Below are 20,769 nucleotides of genomic sequence, written 5' to 3' on the forward strand. Positions count from 1 at the left end.
GGCCTGACTGCACTGTCAGCGATCATCGGCTCATTCCTGCCCTGAAAACGCGCCACAAAAAACGGCGAGCCCCGAGGTTCGCCGTTTTTTTCGCCGTGTTTATTGTTCGACAATTTTTCCGGCATGCCCCTTGCTATATCACCCTTGAGGCAAACGGACATTGCAAACCTCAGCGAACGAGATGCCAGTGGTCTGGTGTTGCGAACCAAATCGGATCATGGCCGGTCAACAACTGCACGTTCAATCAGGCGGTGACGCATCATGGACAACCCATTTCAAATCATTACCGATGCTTTCGCGCCGGACTATCAGATCAATCTGAGCATTCAGGGCCTGGACGGCAGCATCATGCTGACCCTGTCCAATGCCGGCCGCATCGTGGCCAAGCGCATGATCAGCGCCGAACAGCGCAACGATCCCGAGCGTTTGAAACGGCTGGTACAAAGCATCCAGTTTGGCATCGCCATCGAACAGGGCCACAGCGCCATGTCGATTCTCGAGGCCATGACTAGCGGCGCCGGGCTGACCCCGCCACCGCCACGGGTCGAAGGCCAGCCGGGCCAGGCGGCGGGCCTTTAGAGCTCGCCCTTCTCCACTTCAGGATGTTCGCTGGAACCCGTGCCGATCTTGCGCTGCGGGTTCTCGATCTTCACCGAAGGGAATTGCGACGAGGCGTAACGCACCACCAGGATCGCAAACGCCAGCAGCAGAATGCCGCCGCACAGGTAGATGATGCCCATGTCCGGCGGGTTGTGGTGCGAGACGTTGGAAATCAGCAAGCGCGTCAGTGCAGTGATCGCAACGTAAATCAGAAAGCGCACCGGCATGTGGTTGGTCTTGAAATAAATCCCGACCATCGCGCCCAGTTCCAGATAGATGAACAGCAACAGAATGTCATCGATCTTGATGTGCCCGACTTCGAGCATGCCGAGAAACTCCATCACCGCCGCCCACGCCGTCACCGCACCGATGGCGAACAGCGCCAGATAGTGGAAGGTTTCGACAAACAGGTTGCCCAGGGACTCGGCCAGTTGATGCACGTTACGCCGCAATTTCTCGGCCCAGTTTATTTTCACGATGAGTTTCCTTAGCCCGTTTCGGGCGGATGATGCGTATCGCACGTGACGGTTTTGCGCGCGCGCCTTGTTGCAACGGTTTTCATGCAGGTTCAGGGCCACGCATCATGGCGATCCGCCGCAAATCCCGCGCCGTGGCGTTTGGTCGCACCGCTGGAGTTTCTGTGGGAGCGAGCCTGCTCGCGAATAGCAGCCACCCCGTCCCCTGACAAACGCCAAATCCGGTCTACATTGAAAAGCCACTACCCATGACGCAGGGATTCGCTTATCCTTTTCGCTGTATATGGATACAGTAGTCGTCAAGACAACTTAACGTGAAGGCATGTGAGGTGGTGAATGGCCGTCGAAGTGGTATACCGCAGCAGCCGAGATCTGGAGCGCTTGTTCATGGATAAAGCCGAAGCTGATCGTCATGACAAAATGCTCGAACTGGCCGAATATCTGGCCGATGTGCTGCAAAAAGCCGTTCCGTCCCTGACCGAACAGCAAGTGGAAGAAGCCGGGATCTACATGGCGAAGAATCGTGATGTGTTCGCCCGGGCATTCAAGAGCCAGCCCGATGCGCTGTCGGAGCTGATCAATGCGCCGGCCGAGCCTGTCGAAAAAGCTGAAGCGGCAGAACCTGACGAGGCGCCGGCGAAGCCAGCCAAAGCAGCGAAAGCGCCGAAGTAATCAGAAAGATCGTCCGATCGCGGCCCGAGCCTTCGGCAGCTCCTGCATTCCGAGTGCAGGAGCTGCCGAAGGCTGCGATCTTTTGCTGTTTCAGCGATACAAAACCTTTTCGGCCAACTCATCCGCCACCCGCGCCGGCGAACGTTTTTCCGCCTGAGCATGGGCGAAGACCTCCGTGAGCCGCGAACTGATCTTCGACAGATGCGCCGTAATCGTCGGCAACTCCTCCCCGCGATGTTTCAGCGAAACGTAAATAAGCCCGCCAGCGTTGATCACATAATCCGGCGCGTAAAGAATCCCGCGCCGTTCCAGTTGGTCCGCCACATCCAGATGGGAAAGTTGATTGTTCGCCGAACCGGCCACAGCGGAACAGCGCAGTTGCGACACCGAGTGGCTGTTGAGCACACCGCCCAACCCACAAGGCGCGAGAATGTCGCACGGCGTGCTGAGCAATGCGTCGTTGGCGATCGGGTGAGCATTGAGCTGCTCCATCGCCAGTTGCACCTTGCCGTGGTCGATGTCACTGACCAGCAACTCGGCGCCGGCTGCGTGCAGTTGCTCGGCCAGTGCATAACCGACGTTGCCAAGCCCCTGAATCGCGATGCGCAGGCCTTCGAGGTTGTCGCTGCCCAGACGCGCCATCGCCGTGGCGCGAATGCCGGTGAACACGCCCATGGCCGCATGCGGTGCCGGGTCGCCTGCCGAGGTGGTGCTGGTGACATGCCGCGTCTGTTGGGCAATGCAGTCCATGTCCGCCACTGAAGTACCGCTGTCGATGGCGGTGATGTAGCGGCCGTCGAGCTGCTCGATGCAACGGCCGAAAGCCTCGAACAACGCGGCGCGATTCTCGACATGGGCCGGGCGCACGATCACCGCCACCCCGCCGCCCTGCGCGAGGCCGGCGAGCGCCGCTTTGTAGCTCATGTTTTGCGCCAGGCGAATGGCGTCCTCGACCGCAGATTCGTCGTTGGGATAGGCAAGGTAACGGCAGCCGCCCAGGGCTGGCCCCAGGCGACTGTCATGAATGGCAATGACCGCCTTCAACCCGGTGACCGGGTCCACGCTCAAGTGCAGCGATTCCAGGCGAGTGCTTTGCATGAGAGCGAACATCGACAGGCTCCCGAATCACTTCTTGTAGAACGCCAGTATAGGCTTGCCCCTGAAAATTGCTGGCGCGCACCGGCATGAGCCGCCGAGCGGACAATGTTGCGCCGCTATAACTCGCGCTCAACGCGCCCGGCACTGGACGAACAACCCGGACGGGGCTAAAACGAGGCATTGGAGGGAGATTCAGATGAGTGCGCGCCAACGCTTTTTCGAATGCCTGCATCGTTCACCGCCGGCCCTGCTGGAAGCTGCGCTGTGGATAAGTGCCGAGCACGACAAAACCCTCGAGCCCGAGGCATGGTTGCGCACCTTCAAGGATCTGCAACTACGCGTCAGCTATGGCCTGCCGATGCTGCCGGTCAGCGAACTGGCGCAACCGCTGTTGCGGCGCATGGTCGATCTCGGTTTCGCGCAGGATGATTTCCTGCCGCTGCGCCCGCAGGCGGCGCTGCTGCATCGTGTGTTGCACACCCAGCGCGGTCAGCCGCTGGCGTTGGCGTTGATTGCACTGGAACTGGCGCATGGCCTCGAAATTCCTTTGGTCGGGGTCAACTTCCCCGGGCATTTCCTGTTGCGGGTACCCGGCGCCGACCACTTGCTCGACCCTTGCGGCGGGCGACGCTTGTATCCCAACGACTGTCGCGAACTGTTGCAACGCCAATACGGGCCGAACATGCAGCTCAGCGCCGAGCATCTGCTGAGCGCAACGCCGGTGCAGATGCTGCAACGTCTGTCACGCAACCTGCGCCAATTGCACCTGACCCACGACGATCACATCGCCGCGCTGATCGACGCAGAACGAGTGCTCGAACTGGGCGATGCGAAGGCCTCCGATTACATGGCCCGGGCCAGTCTGTATCAACGGCTGGACTGCCCGAACGCCGAGCGCTTCGACCTTGAGCACGCGCTGATGCTCAGTGAAGACCCGATCCAGCGCCTGCGCCTGACCGAACGCCTCGGCCATCTGCCGCCCAACTCCGTCGTGCATTGACCAGATTTTGTAGGAGTGAGCCTGCTCGCGATTGTTGATCGTTCCCACGCTCCGCGTGGGAATGCCGCCCCGGACGCTCTGCGTCCAATGTGACGCAGAGCGTCACGAGATGCATTCCCACGCAAAGCGTGGGAACGATCATTAAGGGGTATCTGGTTGATTGGCGGGATGGGCCTTGATGAACGCTGGATGTTCCAAAGCGAGCGCAGCAACGCGGCGGATTTTCGGGTAAGCCTCCAGCGAAACATTGAAGCGTTCTGCCGCATACAACTGCGGAATCAAATACACATCTGCCACGCACGGCCATTCGCCAAAACAGAAACCGCTGTCGCCGATCAACTGCTCCACCGTTGCCAGCCCTTGGCTGATCCAATGGCTGATCCACTCCACCACCTGCGTTTCATCCTGCCCCGCCTGGCGCAGGCGATTGAGCACGCTGACGTTGTGCAGCGGGTGCACGTCGCAGCCGATTACCGCCGCAACGCCGCGCACCTGCGCGCGCGCCAGCAGATCATCCGGCAGCAACGGCACCTGTGGATAACGCTCCTCCAGATACTCGATGATCGCCGGCGACTGAATCAGCAGCGCGCCGTCATCAGTGCGCAAGGCCGGCACCCGGCCCTGGGGATTGAGCGCCAGATACGCCGCTTGCCGATGTTCACCACCCGACGGTGCGATCAGGTTGACCGGCAGCGCCTGGTAATCGAGGCCCTTCAACGCCAGCGCAATGCGCACCCGGTACGACGAAGTGGAACGGTAATAGCCATAGAGATCCATAAGCCGCTCCTGTCAGCGCGCAGCGATCACGGTGCCGCGACATTCGCCGAAGCCGATCGAGGCAAAACCTTCGCGGGCACAGCGGGCGCGCAGGATGATTTCGTCACCGTCCTCAAGGAACTTGCGCACTTCGCCGGAAGCCAGTTCGATCGGTTTCTTACCGCCCTCAGTGATCTCCAGCAAGCTCCCAAACTGGCCGTTTTCCGGGCCGGACAAAGTGCCCGAACCAAACAGGTCACCGGCCTGCAACTGGCAGCCGTTGACGCTGTGGTGCGCGACCATTTGCGCGACGGTCCAGTACATGTAGCGGGTGTTGCTCAGGGTCAGGCGATGGGCCGGCAGGTTCTGCTCGCGCATGGCTTCGGTACGCAGCAGCACTTCCAGTTCGATGTCGAAGGCGCCGCCGTCCTGATCACGCTTGTCGAGCAGATACGGCAGCGGCTGCGGATCACCGTCGGGGCGCGCCGGTTGTGCCGTGCGGAACGGCTCAAGCGCTTCGGCCGTCACCACCCAGGGCGAAACACTGGTGATGAAACTCTTCGACAGAAACGGCCCGAGTGGCTGGTATTCCCAAGCCTGGATATCCCGCGCCGACCAGTCGTTGAGCAGGCAGAAACCGGCGATGTGCTCGGCAGCGTCACCGATGGCAATCGGCTCGCCCATCTCATTGCCCTGGCCGATCCAGATGCCCAGTTCAAGTTCGTAATCCAGACGCGCGCATGGACCGAATACCGGATCGGTCTGCCCGGCCGGCAGCGTCTGGCCTTTCGGCCGGCGCACGTCGGTGCCGGACGCTCGCACTGTGGAAGCGCGACCGTGGTAACCGATCGGCACGTGCTTGTAGTTCGGCAACAGCGGGTTATCCGGACGGAACAGTTTGCCGACGTTCTGCGCGTGCTCGATGCCGACGTAGAAGTCGGTGTAATCGCTGATCCGCGCCGGCAGGTGCATCTGGCAATCGGCAGCCAGTGGCAAGACTTTCGCGCCTTGCGCTTCGATGCTGCCGCGCAGGGTGCTGCCTTCACTGAACAGTTCGATCAGGCGTTCGCGCAGGGCAACCCGCGCCTCACGGCCAATTTCAAAGAACGCGTTCAACTGCCCGCCGTGCATGGCTTCCACCGCACTGCGTGCGACGCCGTCGAACAGACCAGCCTCAAGCGCCACCTGCAAATCGAAGATGTGCTCGCCGATCGCCACGCCTGCGCGCGGCGCAGAACCCTCGAGGCTGAACACGCCCAGCGGCAGATTCTGCAAGGGGAAATCGCTGTGACCGTTGGCCGAAGCGACCCAACTGCGGGGGATGGGATTCTGTGTCATGGGTTATCTCCGGGTCGGGTCGAACGTGGCGGGCAGCGAGGCCCAGCAAGCGTCATAACTGGATTGCAATTGAGGGCAGTCGAGGGCGAAACGGCTTGGGCGCAGCACCTGGCTGGTCTCGAACATGAAGGCCATGGTGTTATCGATTTTTGCAGGTGCAAGCTCGGCGTTGATCGCCCTGGTGCAGGTCTCGCCGTCGGGGCCGTGGGCGCTCATGCAGCTGTGCAGCGACGCGCCGCCGGGCACGAAGCCTTCAGCCTTGGCGTCGTATTCGCCCTGGATCAGGCCCATGAATTCGTTCATCAGGTTGCGATGGAACCACGGCGGCCGGAAGGTCTTTTCGGCGACCATCCAGCGCGGCGGGAAGATCACGAAATCGAGGTTGGCCAGACCGTGCACGCTGGTTGGCGAGGTCAGTACGGTGAAAATCGAAGGATCGGGATGATCGAAACTCACTGTGCCGATGGTGTTGAAACGGCGCAGGTCGTATTTGTACGGCACGTTATTGCCGTGCCAGGCGACCACATTCAGCGGTGAGTGATTGAGTTCGGTGGCCCACAACTGGCCAAGGAATTTCTGCACCAGGGTGGTCGGTTGCTGGAGGTTTTCGTAGGCGGCGACCGGGGTGAGGAAATCCCGTGGATTGGCCAGACCGTTGCTGCCGATCGGTCCTAGATCCGGCAAGCGCAGCGGCGCGCCATGGTTCTCGGCGAGGTAGCCGCGTGCCTGCGGGTCGAGCAATTCGACGCGGAATTTCAGGCCACGCGGCAGCACGACGATTTCCAGCGGCGCCACTTCGAGTACGCCCAGTTCGGTGGCGATACGCAGGCGACCGAGTTGCGGCACCAGCAGCATTTCACCGTCAGCGTTGAAGAACACCCGCTCCATCGAACGGTTGGCGGTGTAGTTATAAATGCTGATGCCGGACGGTTTCTCGGCGCCGGCGTTGGCCGCCATGCTGATCAGGCCATCGATGAAATCCGTCGGTTCGGTCGGCAGCTCCAGTGGATTCCAGCGCAGGCGATTGGGCGTCACTTCACCCAACGGTCCGCCGGCCAGTTGCCGTTCCAGTTTGACGAACGCCGGGTGGTTGGCCGATGGCTGAATCCGGTACATCCAGGTGCGGCGCGCTTCGCTGCGCGGCATGGTGAAGGCGGTGCCGGAGAACAATTCGGTATACAGGCCGTACGGGGCTTTTTGCGGGGAATTCTGGCCAACGGGCAGCGCGCCGGGCAACGCTTCAGTGCTGAATTCGTTGCCGAAGCCGGACTGGTAAACCAGGTCCTGCGCGGTTGAATCGAGGTTCATGGAGCCTCCTGAACAGGGAGTCGGCAATGGCCCATCGCTCTGGCTCAGAGGTCTCGGCACGCCGGGGTTGTTATTATCGTAATCTGATTACGCATAACGTAATTTGCTCGCTATCCAGCGTCAAGCTATAAAGACGCCCATTCGAACCGGAACCGCCAGCCCCATGGAAAAAACCAGCGACAGCAACGGCAAACAGAAAGTCCGCTCCGCCGAGGTCGGCACCGACATCCTCAAGGCTTTGGCCGAGTTGTCACCGTCGACTTCGCTGTCGCGTCTGGCCGAACACGTGCAGATGCCGGCGAGCAAGGTACATCGCTATCTGCAGGCGTTGATTGCTTCGGGATTTGCCGAACAGAACGCCGCCACCAACCATTACGGCCTCGGTCGCGAAGCGCTGCGGGTGGGCCTGGCCGCACTCAACAGCATGGACGTGCTTAAGGTCACTGCCCTGCCGCTGTCCGAGTTGCGCGATGAACTCAACGAAACCTGCTTCCTCGCGGTGTGGGGCAATCAGGGCGCAACCGTGGTGCATATCGAACCGGCGGTGCGCGCGGTGACGGTGGTGACGCAATTGGGTTCGGTGCTGCCGCTGCTCAGCTCGTCCACCGGGCTGGTGTTCAGCGCTTACCTGCCGCACCGGGAAACCGATGAATTGCGCGAGCAGGAAATCGCTGTCGCGGAGCATCCGCTCAAGGATGAAACAGCCTATGCAGCGCTGTGTGAACAGATCCGCGAACGCGGTCTGCATCACGTGCATGGTTTGTTGATGCCCGGTGTGGATGCGCTTTCTGCGCCAGTGTTCAACGCGGTCGGGCAGATCGCTGCGGTGCTGACCATCGTCGGCCCGACCTCGCTGTTCCACGCCGACGAAAACGGCCCGGCGGCGCAGCGGTTGTTGGCTGCGACGCGGGCCGTGAGTTGGCGCATGGGTTACGAAAGTTAGGTAATGCTTATGTGCGCTCGAACCGACTCAACGCACCGTGGTCTTGCTCAATGCGCTGTCACCCTCTTGCATCAGTGACTTGAAGAACCCGATCAGCTCATCGGCGGGGTCTTCATGGCCGGTGTAATACGTTACGAGTTCCGCGACCGTGCGGGCGTCTTCAAACAGACTTAGAAACGAGCGTTGCGCACGGGTAAGTTCTTTGACCGGCGCCCCCGCCGCTGCAGCCTGGCCCAATGTCAGCAGTCCGCTCAATACATCCTGCACATGCCCCAGCGCGGCGGAATAATCACCCCGTCGGTGCGACTGCGACGCGTCGTAGATGCTTTTCATCACCTGCACAGCCACCACCACAGTGCCTACGGGGGGCACCAGCAGGCTGACAATGTTTGCCGCCTTCAACAGGTTTTCATAAACCACACCGGCGATTATTTCATTGAGACTGGTGGTCCGTTCGTCGATGTCACTCAATACACGGCGCACTCGCTCGTCATGGAAAGTGAACAGATCAGGCAGTAGCGAACGCTGCTGCGTGCGAATGACCGGTCGGGCATCAACCGTTGCGACCAGATTATCGAAGTAGTCATTGATCACTTTCTGGTCAACCAGCAGTATCCGCTCGCTGTAGTAGGTCCTGAACGGGCCTTTCCGAAAACGAATCGAAGGAATGAACTCAGCGATCGGCCGGAAGCTGACTTGATCCGGCGCGTCAGGCGTATAGAGCAAGTCGAAGAAACCTGACGATAACTTCAGTCGAAAAATATAAACGCCACCCACTGTACGGTCCGTGGCAGCTGTCAGACCCAGCGTGCCGATGTTGAATTTATACAGCCCGACATCCCCTTCGGAGACGCTATTGACGATTGATTGATAGCCGCCGCTTTCTTTCAGATTATCGATAACCCGTTGGATAGCAGAGAAAGACTCAGTGGTTAATCTGCCGTTAGTAAAGTCGGCAAATGCATTGCGGCACATCTCACAGCGGATTTTCCGGGCGTGTACAGCACGTTTGAATGAGTACTCAGGATGCGCCTTGTTCTGATATTGCTCTTTCAGCATCGCGGTATATCTGTCGCCGGGTCGGAATGTTTTCGACAGCGAGGAAAGGTCGCGGATATCCAGTTTTTCAACGACGGGATGGCCGTTGACCAAATAGTATTTCGGGCTGAATTTCGTTTCGTAGGCCGGATGCGCCGCTTCAAAAGCGAGTCCTTCAAGCAAAACGTCGGTAACGCTCTTACGAAATTCTTCGGTTTGCACAATGATCTGGTCGGGATTGACCGAAACGTAACTGCCACGCGAACGCAAAATGTCTTCGATCTGAGCTTTCACCGAGTCATAAGTGAATTGCTCGAATGTCGGAAAACCATTGTCTCGCGCATCAACCATGGACAGTGCCTTGAATTCGGTGCTCAGACGCGAATAGCGCTTGCGGCCCTCGAAGCCAAGCGCCCGATAACCGGCCGGTGCAATGGCCTTGTGCAGGGCAACTTCGGCGCGGTAAGCGGCATTTGCGTAATCAGCCAGCTGTGCTTTGGGATTGAGGCCGAGATCAACCGGTCGGCTATCGAGCGTATAGCGATAGCTCAGTTGTGTGCGAGCGCTGCCGAGCAACTCACCCGCTTCGTGCAGATAGTCCGGATGGATCAGCAATGCAGCGTATTCACGATCGGCGGACAACGCCGACTCGAGCCAGCGGTTTGCCGCGTAGATATCGGCAAATTTATGCAGTTCGAATTCACCGGCAGGCGTTTTGATCAACATCAGCGACGGTACATATTCTCGGGCCGAAATGATCAGGACCTCTTTCAACGCCGGCACCTGGGATCGGATTCGCATTCCCTGAACCGTCACCGCGGGATCATTGGCCATGGCCCGTGCGATGATATTGGCATCAGTGGAATCCAGTTTCCCGGAGTGGCGAGCAACAAAAGCCGCGAACTCCATCTGACTGAAGAGATAGTTGCAATAAGCCTCTTGGTAAGCCACCGAGGGCGAGTATGCAAGACTGCCGGTAAATTCCAGTCGCAGGTTACGATTTTCCAGCCACTGCTCAAGCGCTACTGCCGTCAGCCGACTTCCGGCGGGAGCGCCGATGATAGTCAGAGCCGCTTTATAACCAGTGTCGTGCAGCCCGAAAACAATAAACTCCGTCAGCGTCCGGGTTTCTTCCTGTTCGATAGTACGCCCGGCAATTTGCAGACTGTACGAACTATGGACATTTATCGATTCCGGATCCAGTTGTTCACCAAGTACCCTATTCGCCCATTCGGCGAATGTGCGCACTACATAATCCTTGAATGAAAAACATGCATCGAAGGTGTTTGAATAGACAGCTTGGTATTGATCCCGCGACTCTTCAAGCTCGCTATAGCGCTGTTGCATATCGCTACCCGCGGCATGCAGCCATAGCGGCCAATCGGTGCGTTTCAATGCAGCCCAAAGCAGATAAAAGCGGGTTTCGATGCCGTAACGCAGCACATGCAGGCCTTGATTGTCCTGCAGCATGGAAGTCAGCGGTTTTGCCAGTTGTTCCTGGCCACCGATCAAGAGTGAAACACTTTCAAGCTGACCTTTGAGGTGAGCCTCGACACAAAACGCATGAGGACTTTGCGCAGCTTTCAGATACTTGATCTGGTCTCCACCCAGGGACAGTCGCTGCTGAAGTTTGCTATGCAGATCGATATTTTTTTCAAAAAATTCAAAGCCGTTTTCCGGCGTATGCAGGAGATAAGAGGTTGACTCATTCACCAGCGGCATTTCTGCATCCGCACGCTCGGCGTTGTCCAGAACGAAACAAGGCTGAAGCGACAGCAGGTAATCCTGTTCAGGTTGCAGCCTGACTTCAAACGCTGCGCGACCGCCATCTGCGTCAAGTAGATGAGCGAATCGCTCGCCCAACCAGGCGTCAAAATTGTTGGCCATGACCGACAGCGAAAGCTCTGCACTGGTGACCACGGCGCAGGCTTCGATGAGAGCCTGCTTATTGGACAACGGTGCCGTGTCCGGTCGCATGGACCTGGCTGGTGCCGCCCAGAATTTTGCGATCTCGGCTTGCAATGTCTTTTGCAACCCGGTGATCATCGCAGCAATCAGATCCTCGACAATAAGGACATTGAGAGCACTGACTTTGAACTGCTCATCCCGGGTGTCCGGCAGAGAATAAACCCCATCACCGCCCATTATGTAAGCGGGGCTGACATTATTATCAAGACAATGAACAGTCACTTCCCAAAGAGTGCCAGAAGGACGACTTCCATTATCGGGAAAAGCCGAGTCTGTATTGATATAAACCTTGTCAATATCGATTGTCTTGCCCAAACGCTTCAATTCACTACCAAGCATGCTACGAAGAATACCCAGCACGCTCGGCATGGCATCGACGATCTTGAAAAGATCTTCTTTTGCCTGGATTGCCTTTTCCCACTCTTCAGACCAGGCAACTTGCTCACCCAAAGAACCACGCATCAGACTTTTATATAACTTGACCACATTTTTTCCTTACTTGACTATCCAGAGCTGCGAACACAGCCGCTGTAGATAGTTGCAAGGTAGTTTCTTTTCCAGCCAACTTGAAGGGCGAACAATTTACAAAACATGCCAACAAACACATGCAATCTTTTGTACTGCAAAACTTCAAAACCTAAATCAGTATCCCCATCAACTTTGCTTTTGCCACCGCTTGAGTTCTGCGCTCCACACCCAACTTTCCGTTAATACGTCGCGCATGGGTTTTTACTGTATGCAATGAAATAAACAGTTGTTCGGCAACCTGCTGATTCGAAGCACCCTGAGCAATCAATGTCAGCACTTCGCGCTCGCGTCGACTGAGGCCCGGGGCATGATCAGCGTTTTCGCTCAGCCAGACAGGAATCTGCTTGCCAGACGCCGTGCCGACGCTGCCTCGGCGTAGTTCCCACTCGCGCATGGCTTGCTGCAACCGGCAGCGCTCCGCCAGCATTGCGGCTCGCTGGAAAGCTTGCTGCGCCGCCACCGCATCACCATTCGATTCGGCCAACTGGGCGAAGGCCAGCAGCAACTCCGTTTCCGCCGCCAACATGCCTTTGGCCTGAGCGCGTTTCAGCAATCGTTCAATGGTGGACAGAGCGGTTTCGTCAGGGACCGATTGCGCATTCGCGCAGGCCAGCAGGTATTCGATGCGAATAATCAGTTCGAACGTCGCGGGTGGCGCCTGCAACGCAGAAGGTCCCCGGTAATGCCGTAACAGTCGGCTCAACGCTTCTTGCACAAGATGCGGTCGACCCTGCTGCAACCAGAACTGGCTGCTGACCTGCAACACAACACCGCGATAGACCGTATCGGGAATCTGTCGCTGCTGCATGACCCTTTCGGCCTCGCGCAGGCGCTCGAAAGCGCAGGCATAATCACCGCGATTGCCGGCCAGTTGCGCCTGCCCGAGGTAGCCGTACAAGACTCGTTTGTCTGCACTGCGCAGGCAATCTTCAAGGCCCTGGCTGAACAACTGCGCAGCCTGCTCTTCAAGGCCCATGCACAGCGCCAGTCGTCCGCGTCGCAGGGCGATACGGCCGAGCAGCGGCGTGGGCACCATGCTGCGCTGACGCAGCAAGTGCTCGATCTCCACCAGCAGGCTTTCCGCACGCAAAGGCGCGCCTCGCTGCTCGAGCGATTGCGCATGGTCAAGCTCAAGCAAGCCTTCGAACAGCAAGGAGCCGTGAGCCCGCGCCAGGCACAGCGCCTCGCGGTTGAGGGCATGGGCCTGATCGAGCTCACCGCACAGCAACGCCTGCTGGGTCAGTCCCGACAGGCACATCACACGGGCCTGCCAGGCATCGTCAGCCAGTGCGGACAACGCCTCCTGAAAGCAGGCGCGTGCCGGCTCCATTTGCCCTTGCAGGTGAAAAAGCCACCCCTGTTGCGCCTGCCAGCGGGCCAGCAGTTGCTGCTCCAGCTGCGCTCTCGGTTGCGGCATGAAGCGGCCGAGATGAGCCAGACATTGCCCGGCCTGTTCGAACCGACCGGCAAACAGCAAGGCTCCGGTAACCAGCCCGATCAGCTGCGGTGTCATCAGGGTCAGCTGCTGGCTTTGCTGCTCGTGCAAACGCAACAGCAGGACGACGGTCTGGTCTTCGAACAGATCCTCGAAGCTCAAATGCTGCAACAGGCTGACGGCAGTTTCGTATTCCTCGGCCAACAACGCTTGCTCGAACGCCGCTCGCCAATCCTGCGTCGCGCTGAACCACTGACAGGCGCGCCGGTGCCAGGAACGCGCACACGGCCAGTGCGACTCCTGGATGATTCGCGACAGCGGGCGGAACACCTGGAGCCAGTCAGCGGACGCTTGCCAAGGCTCGATGAAGCAGCCCAGCACTTGCAGATCACGCAGCAGCTGAGCGCCTTCGCCAGGGCCGAACAAATGCTCGCATAACGGCGCGTTGAACCGTGGCAGGTGAGCCAGCACACGCCATGCCTCGTCCTGTTCCGGCGTCAGGTTGCTGAACAGTTCATGCTGCAGATAATCGAGCAGAGCGTCGACACGCTGCTGCGGTTGCAGGTTTTGCGACCAGTCGCACTTTTGCAGGAGCGCCATGCGCGCCCCCGCGCACCAACCGCCGGTACGCTGGATGATACGGTCAGCGACACGCTCGGCCTGGTCTGACGGCAAATGGTGCAACACCGATACCACTTCATCGTGAGTCAGCGCCAGGCTGGCGCTCTCGAATTCGTAGAGTTCGTCATCAAGCAACAGGCGCGGCCAGTTGCACTGCGGCCGGCGCCGAGTGCTGATCCACCAGGTGAGCGCCGGGCTGCTGACCGCCAGCAGGCGATCCAGCAGCGCATCCACAGCCGGATCCGGCAGACGACTGTAATCATCGATGAACAGCGAAGTCGGCCTCGACCAATGGGCCAGCTCCGCCATCAGTTGCGTATCGTCAAGGCCTTCGACCAGCCCGAGCGCCCGCGTCAGACGCAGGCACAATTCTTCGGTGCTGAGCGCCGCTCCCGCCAGCGGCAGCCAGATGGCCTTGCATTCTGCACGCACCTGAAGAAGACATTCGGTGAGCAGTGCGGTTTTGCCACTGCCCGCGGGCGCGCACAACAGCTTCACCCGCGCGCTGGATGCCAGCAAAGGTGCGCTCAAACGGCTGCGAGGTTGATGATGCGAAGAAAGCCTGGGCAAAAATCCGGGTCGATCCAGGCACGGGGTCATGGCGGTCATCGGGTGAACCTTCTTATCGTTGTGCGCTCACCCTAGCCCTCTCCCGCGCCCTTGTTGACGAGTATTCAGCACGCTGATTGATGGCCATAAAAAAGGCGACCGTGCGGTCGCCTTTTGTCCAGCGGTATAGCGGAGCCGTTAGCGTACGCCCTCGGCGCGCAGAGCCGACGGGGTGTAATCGGCGGCCTTGGCTTCAAAGCCGAATTCGAAGCTGTGCTTTTCTTCGTTCTTCATGCCCAACGCAATGTAGCGGCCGGCAATGATGTCGTAGAGCGCTTCCAGCGTGTAAGCCTGGGCCTGATGATCGTAGTAGTACTGCGCGTGACCTTCGGCGACGCGCCACAGTTGCCCGCGACCGTCGTAGTGATCGGCCAGTGCCACTTGCCAGCTGTCCTCGTCGATGTACATGTGGCGCTTGGCGTAGATGTGCCGCTCGTTCGGTTTCACCGTGCCGATCACTTCCCAGACGCGGTGCAGTTCGTAACGGGTCAGGTCCTGATTGATGTGCCCGGCCTTGACGATGTCGTCGTACTTGAGCTTCGGCGAGTCGAGTTTGTAGCTGTTGTAGGGAATATACATTTCCTTCTTGCCGACCAGTTTCCAGTCATAGCGATCCGGCGCGCCGGAGAACATGTCGAAGTTGTCCGAAGTCCTCAGGCCATCGGCCGCTGTACCCGGGCCGTCATAGGCCACTTGCGGTGCGCGCCGGACCCGGCGTTGACCGGCGTTGTAGATCCACGCCAGACGCGGCTCCTTCACCTGATCGAGGGTTTCGTGCACCAGCAGCACGTTACCGGCCAACCGCGCCGGGGCGGTCACCGATTGCTTGAAGAAGGTCAGCACGTTGGCGGCTTTTTCCGGGTCGATGTCTTTCATCAGTTGCGGCACGGCGATCTCTTCTTCGAAGCGGATCGGCGTGTAGCTGCCGTTGGTCTGCGGCGTGACCTGGGTAATGATCCGCCGCAGATTGCCACCGTGATAACGGGTGATGTGGTTCCACAGCACCTCGACGCCGTTCTTCGGGATCGGGAAGGCGTAGTAGCGGTTGCCGGTGAAATTGGCCAGGCCGTTGCCGTCGTTGATCGCGTTGACGTTCAGCGCGCTGCGCTTGGCCGACTCATAGATTTCCGCTGGCGCCCCCACGGTGCGGTGGGTCGGGTAGACCGGGATCTTGTAGGTTTCCGGGTAGCGTTTGAACATCGCCACCTGGCCATCGGAGAGCTTGCTTTTGTACTGCTCGACGTTGGCGGCGGTGATGGTGAACAGCGGTTTTTCGTTGGCAAACGGGTCGGCGAGGAAGCCCTTGCTGTCCACCGCGCCGGCGTTTTTCGGGATGCCGCCGGTCCAGGCCGGAATCGAACCGTCCGCATTGCCGGCCTTCTCGGCGCCGAGCGGGGTCAGGCTGGTGCCGAGTTTGTTCGCCTCATCCGGCGACACCGCCGCCATCACGTTGGCGGCCAGCAGACTCAAGGCCAGCACGCCACATTGCAGAATCGTTTTGCGCATTGCAGTCATCCTTCTCGGGCAGATCAGAAGTTCACGCCGAAGCTCAGGGCCACGAAGTCACGGTCTTCGAGGACGTTGTAATCGCCACCGAAAAAGTCGGTGTAACTCAGGCTTGCGGTGTAGGTGTTGCGGTAGTCGGCATCGACGCCGAAGCTGATGGCTTTCGCACCTTCGTTGAACAGACCGTTGGGGCCGTAACCGGCGACGTCATGGGACCACGACAGGTTGGGCTTGAGGTTGATCCCGCCGATGACGTTGGCGTAATCGAGAATCGCCCGGGCGCGATAGCCCCACGATGTCGAAGTGACGAAGCCGTCGGTATCGCCGCCGAAACCGTATTGGCCGTAGACCGAATCACGGCCGTAACGCAGCTCACTGCGTGACTCCAGACCACCGACATGCACCACCGCCGCTTCGCCGACCACAGTCAAACGTTCGGCGCCGAGCACCTGATCGAAGAAGTGCGTGAGGGTGCTCTGGATCTGCGTAACTTCCTTGCGCCGGTAGCCTTTGTTGTCCGCACCCGGCGAAGTCGCGAGTGGCGATGCGGTGCCGCCGGCAATCGGATTGACCAGCGCCAGGGTGAGATCGTTGGTGTTGACTTGCACCGGCGCATTCGGCCGGTAGCTGACCTCGCCGGTCCACGCGGTGCCGGTGGGCAGCGTGGTGGAGAAACTGGCGCCGTACAGGCGAATGTCTTCCGGGTATTCGAGGTAGTACTGACCGCGCCCGAGCATCACGCTCTGCGCCAGCCCCGCACCGCTGCCAGGCGCGAGACCGTTGGCGATACCGACCATGCCTGGCAACGCCGCCAGTGTCGACAACCCCGCCGTGGTGGTGCCGACCGTCGGCGTACGACTGTGGTAGTTCATGAAGTAGAGGCCGTATTCGGTGTCTTCGCCGAGCCAGCGCAGCGCCGTGCCCCACTGCCCGGAATCGCGCGCATCACGATCGCCGCCACGGGGGATCACCACGCCCTCGCGGGTCACCTGGATGCCTTGGCCGAACGCGGTGGTCAGCGGCACCAGTGGCGCCACCGCTGGGCTGCCGACGGTGTAGCCGTTGTTGCAACCGTCCGCCGCGACGTCGACGCCAAAGAACGTGCCGCAGTTGTCGAGAACGGTCTGGTCCCACTCCAGTTGGTAGAAGCCTTCGACCGAAAGTTTGTCGGTCAGGCTCTGCGAACCAAACAGCATGTTCACCGGAATCAGGCCTTCCTTGATCTCGGCACCGGGACGGCGGAATGCCGAGACGTCGACCGGGTTGATGCTGTTGATCGAGTTGCCGATGAAGGTACTTTCGCCCCAGCTCACCACCTGCTTGCCGGCCCGCACAGTGCCGGGCAAATCAGCGATGGCGTAGTTGTGATAAACGAAGGCATCGAGGATCTGCGCGCCGGAAGACTTGGCGCCTTCCTTGCGGCCGCTGTCGCTGATCTGTTTGAACTCGCGGTCTTCGTCCTTGAGTTCGAAGTCGTACCAGTATTTGCCCCGCACGAACACGCCGGTATCGCCGTACTTCAGTTCGAGGTCATGGATGCCCTTGAAGATTTTCGAGAAGGTTTCGCCCTTCTTGAAATTCAGGCGCCCGTCATCACCGGTGGACGATTGTCCGCTGCCGCCATTGACCGTGCCGACCAGCGAACTGTCGGCATCGCGCAGGCCCCAGCTCGCGCCGACCGAAAGTGACGAGTCGAAGGTGCCTTCGATTTCGCCGATATTGAAGGCGACCGCGTGCGCCTGGGCGCCGCAACCCAGAGCCACCGCAGCGGCCAGCGCCTGCGGTGTGAAGATGGCGCGCATTGTTGTTTTTGTCATGCGTCTTCCCCGGTGAGTGACAGAAGGCCCCACCCTACTGCCGGTCGCTGCGGTCGATAAGCGCACCAAGGAGGTATTTGCGTTGTCGCTCGAAAGGATGAATGACCTTGCACGGCGGGGCCTGGGGCGGTTCATGGACTGGCTGGATAGCGCGTCATCAGCGCCATCCATGCGCACGCCACTGTTGCGCGCCCCGTAACAGTGCATGTCTGGAATCGGTATTTTTCCTACAGGCTTGAGACCTTATTCTGAGCGCGCTTCCCCGGCACATGCCGCAAAGCGCCAAGCTCGCCACGCTGAATCGCGAGCGACTGGCTACAGATTCTGGATAAATCGATGTTTTCGGTTTACCGCCCCGCTGTTCACTGACGTTGATTTGTAGCTCCTTGATCCAACGTCTTACCTTGGCCGCTGCGTTTGCAGCGGCCTTTTTTATGGGCGTTTAAAAAGGCTGGATAGCGGTTCGGTAACGCTTCCGATCAGCGCGTCAGACATTTCTTCGAAGCTCGGATGAATACCCTCTGCATCGATAAAAACCCGTGAAAACCCTTTCGACATAACGCCCTGTTACTGACGGGCTTCTCGGATTTGATTACCGCCACTCTGAGGTAACTTGAAACACCTCAACCATTCGCTGGTGACACGGACGTCATCGCCACCCGTGCGCACTTTTCGAGCGAGTGAAAACGCACATTCAAAAGGACATGAATATGCCAAAGCCTCCACCTTTAGAACTGGATCCAGTACATATCAGGGAATTCGGTCCTGATGACTTCGAACCATTCAAAGAACGCGACATGAATTACTCCTACAGCGGCATGTTCGGCCCTGCCGGCGCCAATCCGCAGACGCGTGAATTGATGCATGAAACGCAAGTCGCCGTGGAACAGGAATTCAACGCAAGAACCGCCTCGATTCCCCAAACCATTGAGGTCGAACTGGCGGCAACCAGGCTGGAAGGACCGACCAATCCTCTGCCACCGGCCGCAGCACTGGCCCGCGAAGTGGGCGTCAGGAACACCTTGATTCAACGCAAGAGCGCCGAGTTTCAACGGCAGACTGCCATCGCCAACCGCTTTTATGGCAGCGATCCACTGGGAAAAACCTTCAAGGATTACCTGAATCAGGCATCGGCCAATCGGCGCGCGCAGGGCGCAGCGGTCCGCAGCAGAGCGTTGTGGAGCGAGTCCTTTCGGGCCGCCCACGAAGCGCGGCTGCTGGGCCAGACATTGGCGCTGCTCAACCAGCAACAGGCTGGCGTACTCAATTGGCTGGCCACCGTACAAGCCCAGGATCAGGCCCAGGCGGCAGCGGCAGAGGCGCAACGCCAAGCTGCAGAACGTGCCCGCATTGCCGCTGAGCAACAGCGCCAGCGTGACATTGCCGAAGCGATGCGCCGGGAGCAGGAAGAAATTCGCGCACGCGAACAGGCGCGTCTGGCCGCGTTGGCGGAGCAACAGCGTCGGGATGCCGAACAGGCTCGATTGGCGGCTGAGACCGCGCGCCTGAATGCTGAGGCTGAAGCTCGGGAGAAAGAGCGGCTGGCTAAGTTGAAAATCGCCCAGGCCGAGGCACAAGCCAAAGCTGAAGCAACGGCGCTGGCCAATGCGGCAGAACAGGCTCGGTTACAGGAGGAACGGAAGCATGTCTTTCCGTCCTCTGGAGCAATGGCCAGCAACGGCCCGGCCGTTTCTTTCGTTTCGACAGCCGTCCCGCTCAGCCCGGCTATCTCGGTGGGAATACTCAATGCACTACGTACGGCAAAAGCGACCCTGACAGCGACGGGCACGGCGCTGTTCGGCAGTCCAGTACTGATGGGGTTCGCAGCGCTATTGATGCCGTCACCTCTGGGCAACGGCGAACGCTTTGCGATGAGCGTTCCACTGGCCGAGTTGTCGTCCGAGCCGGCCGAGACGCTGCGTGAAATCGCATACCGGCAGGGCACTTTGGAGATGCAGGTCGGGCTAGGCGTCAGGCGACTCGGGGCTGGCACGCAAGTGTTCATCGCTACGAGTGATGACTTCCATATTCGCTCAAGTGTGCTGGTCCTCAATGCCGCATACGATTTGCTCAACGACGTATACGAGGTCGCACTATCGGACTCGCCTACCGACTTCCTGACCTGGACGCCGGCAATCTCGCCGAGCGACCAATCGACCGCTTTGCCAATAGTGGATACCGGTTCGCCCGCCTATTCCGGCGCTTCCGTTGTTGCGGTTGAAGGGCGGCTGGATCTGAACCCGATCCTGATTGAAGGCTGGGATCGATTCATCATCGTGTTTCCGGCTGATTCGGGGATTGAGCCGCTTTATGTGGTGTTCAGTAATCCTTATGAAGGGGCGACCGAAGAGGGGAAGCACAGCGGGCGTAGTTTCAACCCTGACGAGATTGGAGATGAAATATCAGATTTGCAGTGGGCAACAGCCGCTGTTTCATCGGAAGGAACGGACATCGTGAAGTTACACATTTCAAAGTTTCCGCAATCAGCTGCCAATGACGTAATGCTTGATCGCCTGGAGCGAATCGCTCGTGGAGAACTCGAAGCTTCCGACACTGACAAACGTTTCTACACTCACGAGATAAGGGAGTTCGAAAGATTCAGAGCTTTAGGCTTTGGTGATACCGAGATGCCAGAGATCGGGTCACCGATCTGGAATAACGTGCATACGGCAACGTTGGAAGATTTCCAGTTGAAAGACGATCCCGCACTTCTCTACACGCCCGAAGCACTGGCTGCTGCAACGGAGCAGGAAGAACGTGATTACCAGAAATTGCTGAAGGAGATGTGGCAATGAGCACCGTTGAGATGATCGTTAAAAATGAACCTCTGGATGACATAGTTACGGTGTTCGCGTTACTTCAGGCAACGCCACATCTGGACATGATGATCAGACGCCACAATCGAGACCTGATCGACGAGTATGGGACCCTGGAAGCATCGTACGCTCGGCTCTTCGCTGCCGGGATTTTACTGGAGGGAGAAAAGGGCCTAGCTATCAAAGGACCTAACTGGAAGCCGCCCAAGTTCATGACAGAAAAAAGATACATTTGAAAAC

General features: G+C 59.0%; 14 protein-coding genes and 1 pseudogene. 6 read left to right on the plus strand and 9 right to left on the minus strand.

Translation table 11 applies throughout. The features are described from left to right. Window positions 1-261: 261 nt before the first annotated feature. Window positions 262-579 carry a DUF3509 domain-containing protein gene (locus AC0IXA_RS12155; RefSeq protein ID WP_341639115.1) on the plus strand — a complete coding sequence of 106 codons (318 nt, stop codon included), beginning with the start codon at window positions 262-264 and terminating at the stop codon, window positions 577-579. Here the strand turns inward: AC0IXA_RS12155 and AC0IXA_RS12160 are convergent. After that, window positions 576-1,076 (minus strand): phosphate-starvation-inducible protein PsiE, encoded by a 501-nt coding sequence (locus AC0IXA_RS12160; protein ID WP_016771633.1) that lies wholly within the window; start codon window positions 1,074-1,076, stop codon window positions 576-578. The two genes, AC0IXA_RS12155 and AC0IXA_RS12160, sit on opposite strands and share 4 nt — an antisense overlap. Window positions 1,077-1,412: 336 nt before the next feature. On the opposite strand from AC0IXA_RS12160, the pseudogene AC0IXA_RS12165 reads away from it, so the two are divergent. Next, a pseudogene (locus AC0IXA_RS12165) lies at window positions 1,413-1,667 on the plus strand (YebG family protein); the annotation flags it as partial. A 171-nt stretch (window positions 1,668-1,838) separates the two neighbouring features. Here the strand turns inward: AC0IXA_RS12165 and AC0IXA_RS12170 are convergent. Continuing rightward, window positions 1,839-2,858, minus strand: coding sequence for a Glu/Leu/Phe/Val dehydrogenase family protein (locus AC0IXA_RS12170; RefSeq protein WP_016771635.1), 1,020 nt, complete (start codon window positions 2,856-2,858; stop codon window positions 1,839-1,841). A gap of 184 nt (window positions 2,859-3,042) precedes the next feature. On the opposite strand from AC0IXA_RS12170, the gene AC0IXA_RS12175 reads away from it, so the two are divergent. Then, window positions 3,043-3,846: a SirB1 family protein gene (locus tag AC0IXA_RS12175; RefSeq protein ID WP_471813203.1), complete on the plus strand. Its 804-nt coding sequence runs from the start codon at window positions 3,043-3,045 to the stop codon at window positions 3,844-3,846. Window positions 3,847-3,987: 141 nt separating this feature from the next. Here the strand turns inward: AC0IXA_RS12175 and maiA are convergent, their stop codons facing one another. The 3 genes from maiA to hmgA are packed head-to-tail and all read right to left on the minus strand — an operon-like array spanning window position 3,988 to window position 7,248. Then, the gene (gene maiA, locus AC0IXA_RS12180) at window positions 3,988-4,623 is read right to left on the minus strand and encodes a maleylacetoacetate isomerase (protein ID WP_471813205.1); all 636 of its coding nucleotides are present in this window, start codon (window positions 4,621-4,623) and stop codon (window positions 3,988-3,990) included. Window positions 4,624-4,635: 12 nt separating this feature from the next. Next, complete coding sequence (fahA, locus tag AC0IXA_RS12185) at window positions 4,636-5,940, minus strand: fumarylacetoacetase (protein WP_471813207.1); 1,305 nt, start codon at window positions 5,938-5,940, stop codon at window positions 4,636-4,638. 3 nt (window positions 5,941-5,943) lie between these two features. Next, complete coding sequence (hmgA, locus tag AC0IXA_RS12190) at window positions 5,944-7,248, minus strand: homogentisate 1,2-dioxygenase (protein WP_471813209.1); 1,305 nt, start codon at window positions 7,246-7,248, stop codon at window positions 5,944-5,946. 163 nt (window positions 7,249-7,411) lie between these two features. On the opposite strand from hmgA, the gene AC0IXA_RS12195 reads away from it, so the two are divergent. Then, window positions 7,412-8,191 carry an IclR family transcriptional regulator gene (locus AC0IXA_RS12195; protein WP_471813211.1) on the plus strand — a complete coding sequence of 260 codons (780 nt, stop codon included), beginning with the start codon at window positions 7,412-7,414 and terminating at the stop codon, window positions 8,189-8,191. A gap of 27 nt (window positions 8,192-8,218) precedes the next feature. Here the strand turns inward: AC0IXA_RS12195 and AC0IXA_RS12200 are convergent, their stop codons facing one another. The 4 genes from AC0IXA_RS12200 to AC0IXA_RS12215 all read right to left on the minus strand — a co-directional run bounded on the left by AC0IXA_RS12200 (window position 8,219) and on the right by AC0IXA_RS12215 (window position 17,713). Then, window positions 8,219-11,683, minus strand: coding sequence for a dermonecrotic toxin domain-containing protein (locus AC0IXA_RS12200; protein ID WP_471813213.1), 3,465 nt, complete (start codon window positions 11,681-11,683; stop codon window positions 8,219-8,221). Between the two features lie 151 nt (window positions 11,684-11,834). Continuing rightward, window positions 11,835-14,390 (minus strand): LuxR C-terminal-related transcriptional regulator, encoded by a 2,556-nt coding sequence (locus AC0IXA_RS12205; protein WP_471813215.1) that lies wholly within the window; start codon window positions 14,388-14,390, stop codon window positions 11,835-11,837. A gap of 138 nt (window positions 14,391-14,528) precedes the next feature. Beyond that, on the minus strand, window positions 14,529-15,896 hold the full coding sequence (locus tag AC0IXA_RS12210) for a DUF1329 domain-containing protein (RefSeq protein WP_039759308.1): 1,368 nt from the start codon (window positions 15,894-15,896) through the stop codon (window positions 14,529-14,531). 23 nt (window positions 15,897-15,919) lie between these two features. Continuing rightward, window positions 15,920-17,713, minus strand: a complete 1,794-nt coding sequence (locus tag AC0IXA_RS12215; RefSeq protein ID WP_038860649.1) for a DUF1302 domain-containing protein — start codon at window positions 17,711-17,713, stop codon at window positions 15,920-15,922. A gap of 797 nt (window positions 17,714-18,510) precedes the next feature. Here AC0IXA_RS12215 and AC0IXA_RS12220 point away from each other — a divergent pair. Both AC0IXA_RS12220 and AC0IXA_RS12225 read left to right on the plus strand, forming a co-directional pair. Next, window positions 18,511-20,508, plus strand: a complete 1,998-nt coding sequence (locus AC0IXA_RS12220) for an S-type pyocin domain-containing protein (RefSeq protein WP_016771643.1) — start codon at window positions 18,511-18,513, stop codon at window positions 20,506-20,508. Further along, window positions 20,505-20,765 (plus strand): hypothetical protein, encoded by a 261-nt coding sequence (locus AC0IXA_RS12225; protein WP_016771644.1) that lies wholly within the window; start codon window positions 20,505-20,507, stop codon window positions 20,763-20,765. The genes AC0IXA_RS12220 and AC0IXA_RS12225 overlap by 4 nt, the downstream gene beginning before the upstream one ends. The last annotated feature ends 4 nt before the right edge of the window (window positions 20,766-20,769 follow it).

Source organism: Pseudomonas sp. AC083 (assembly GCF_979253165.1).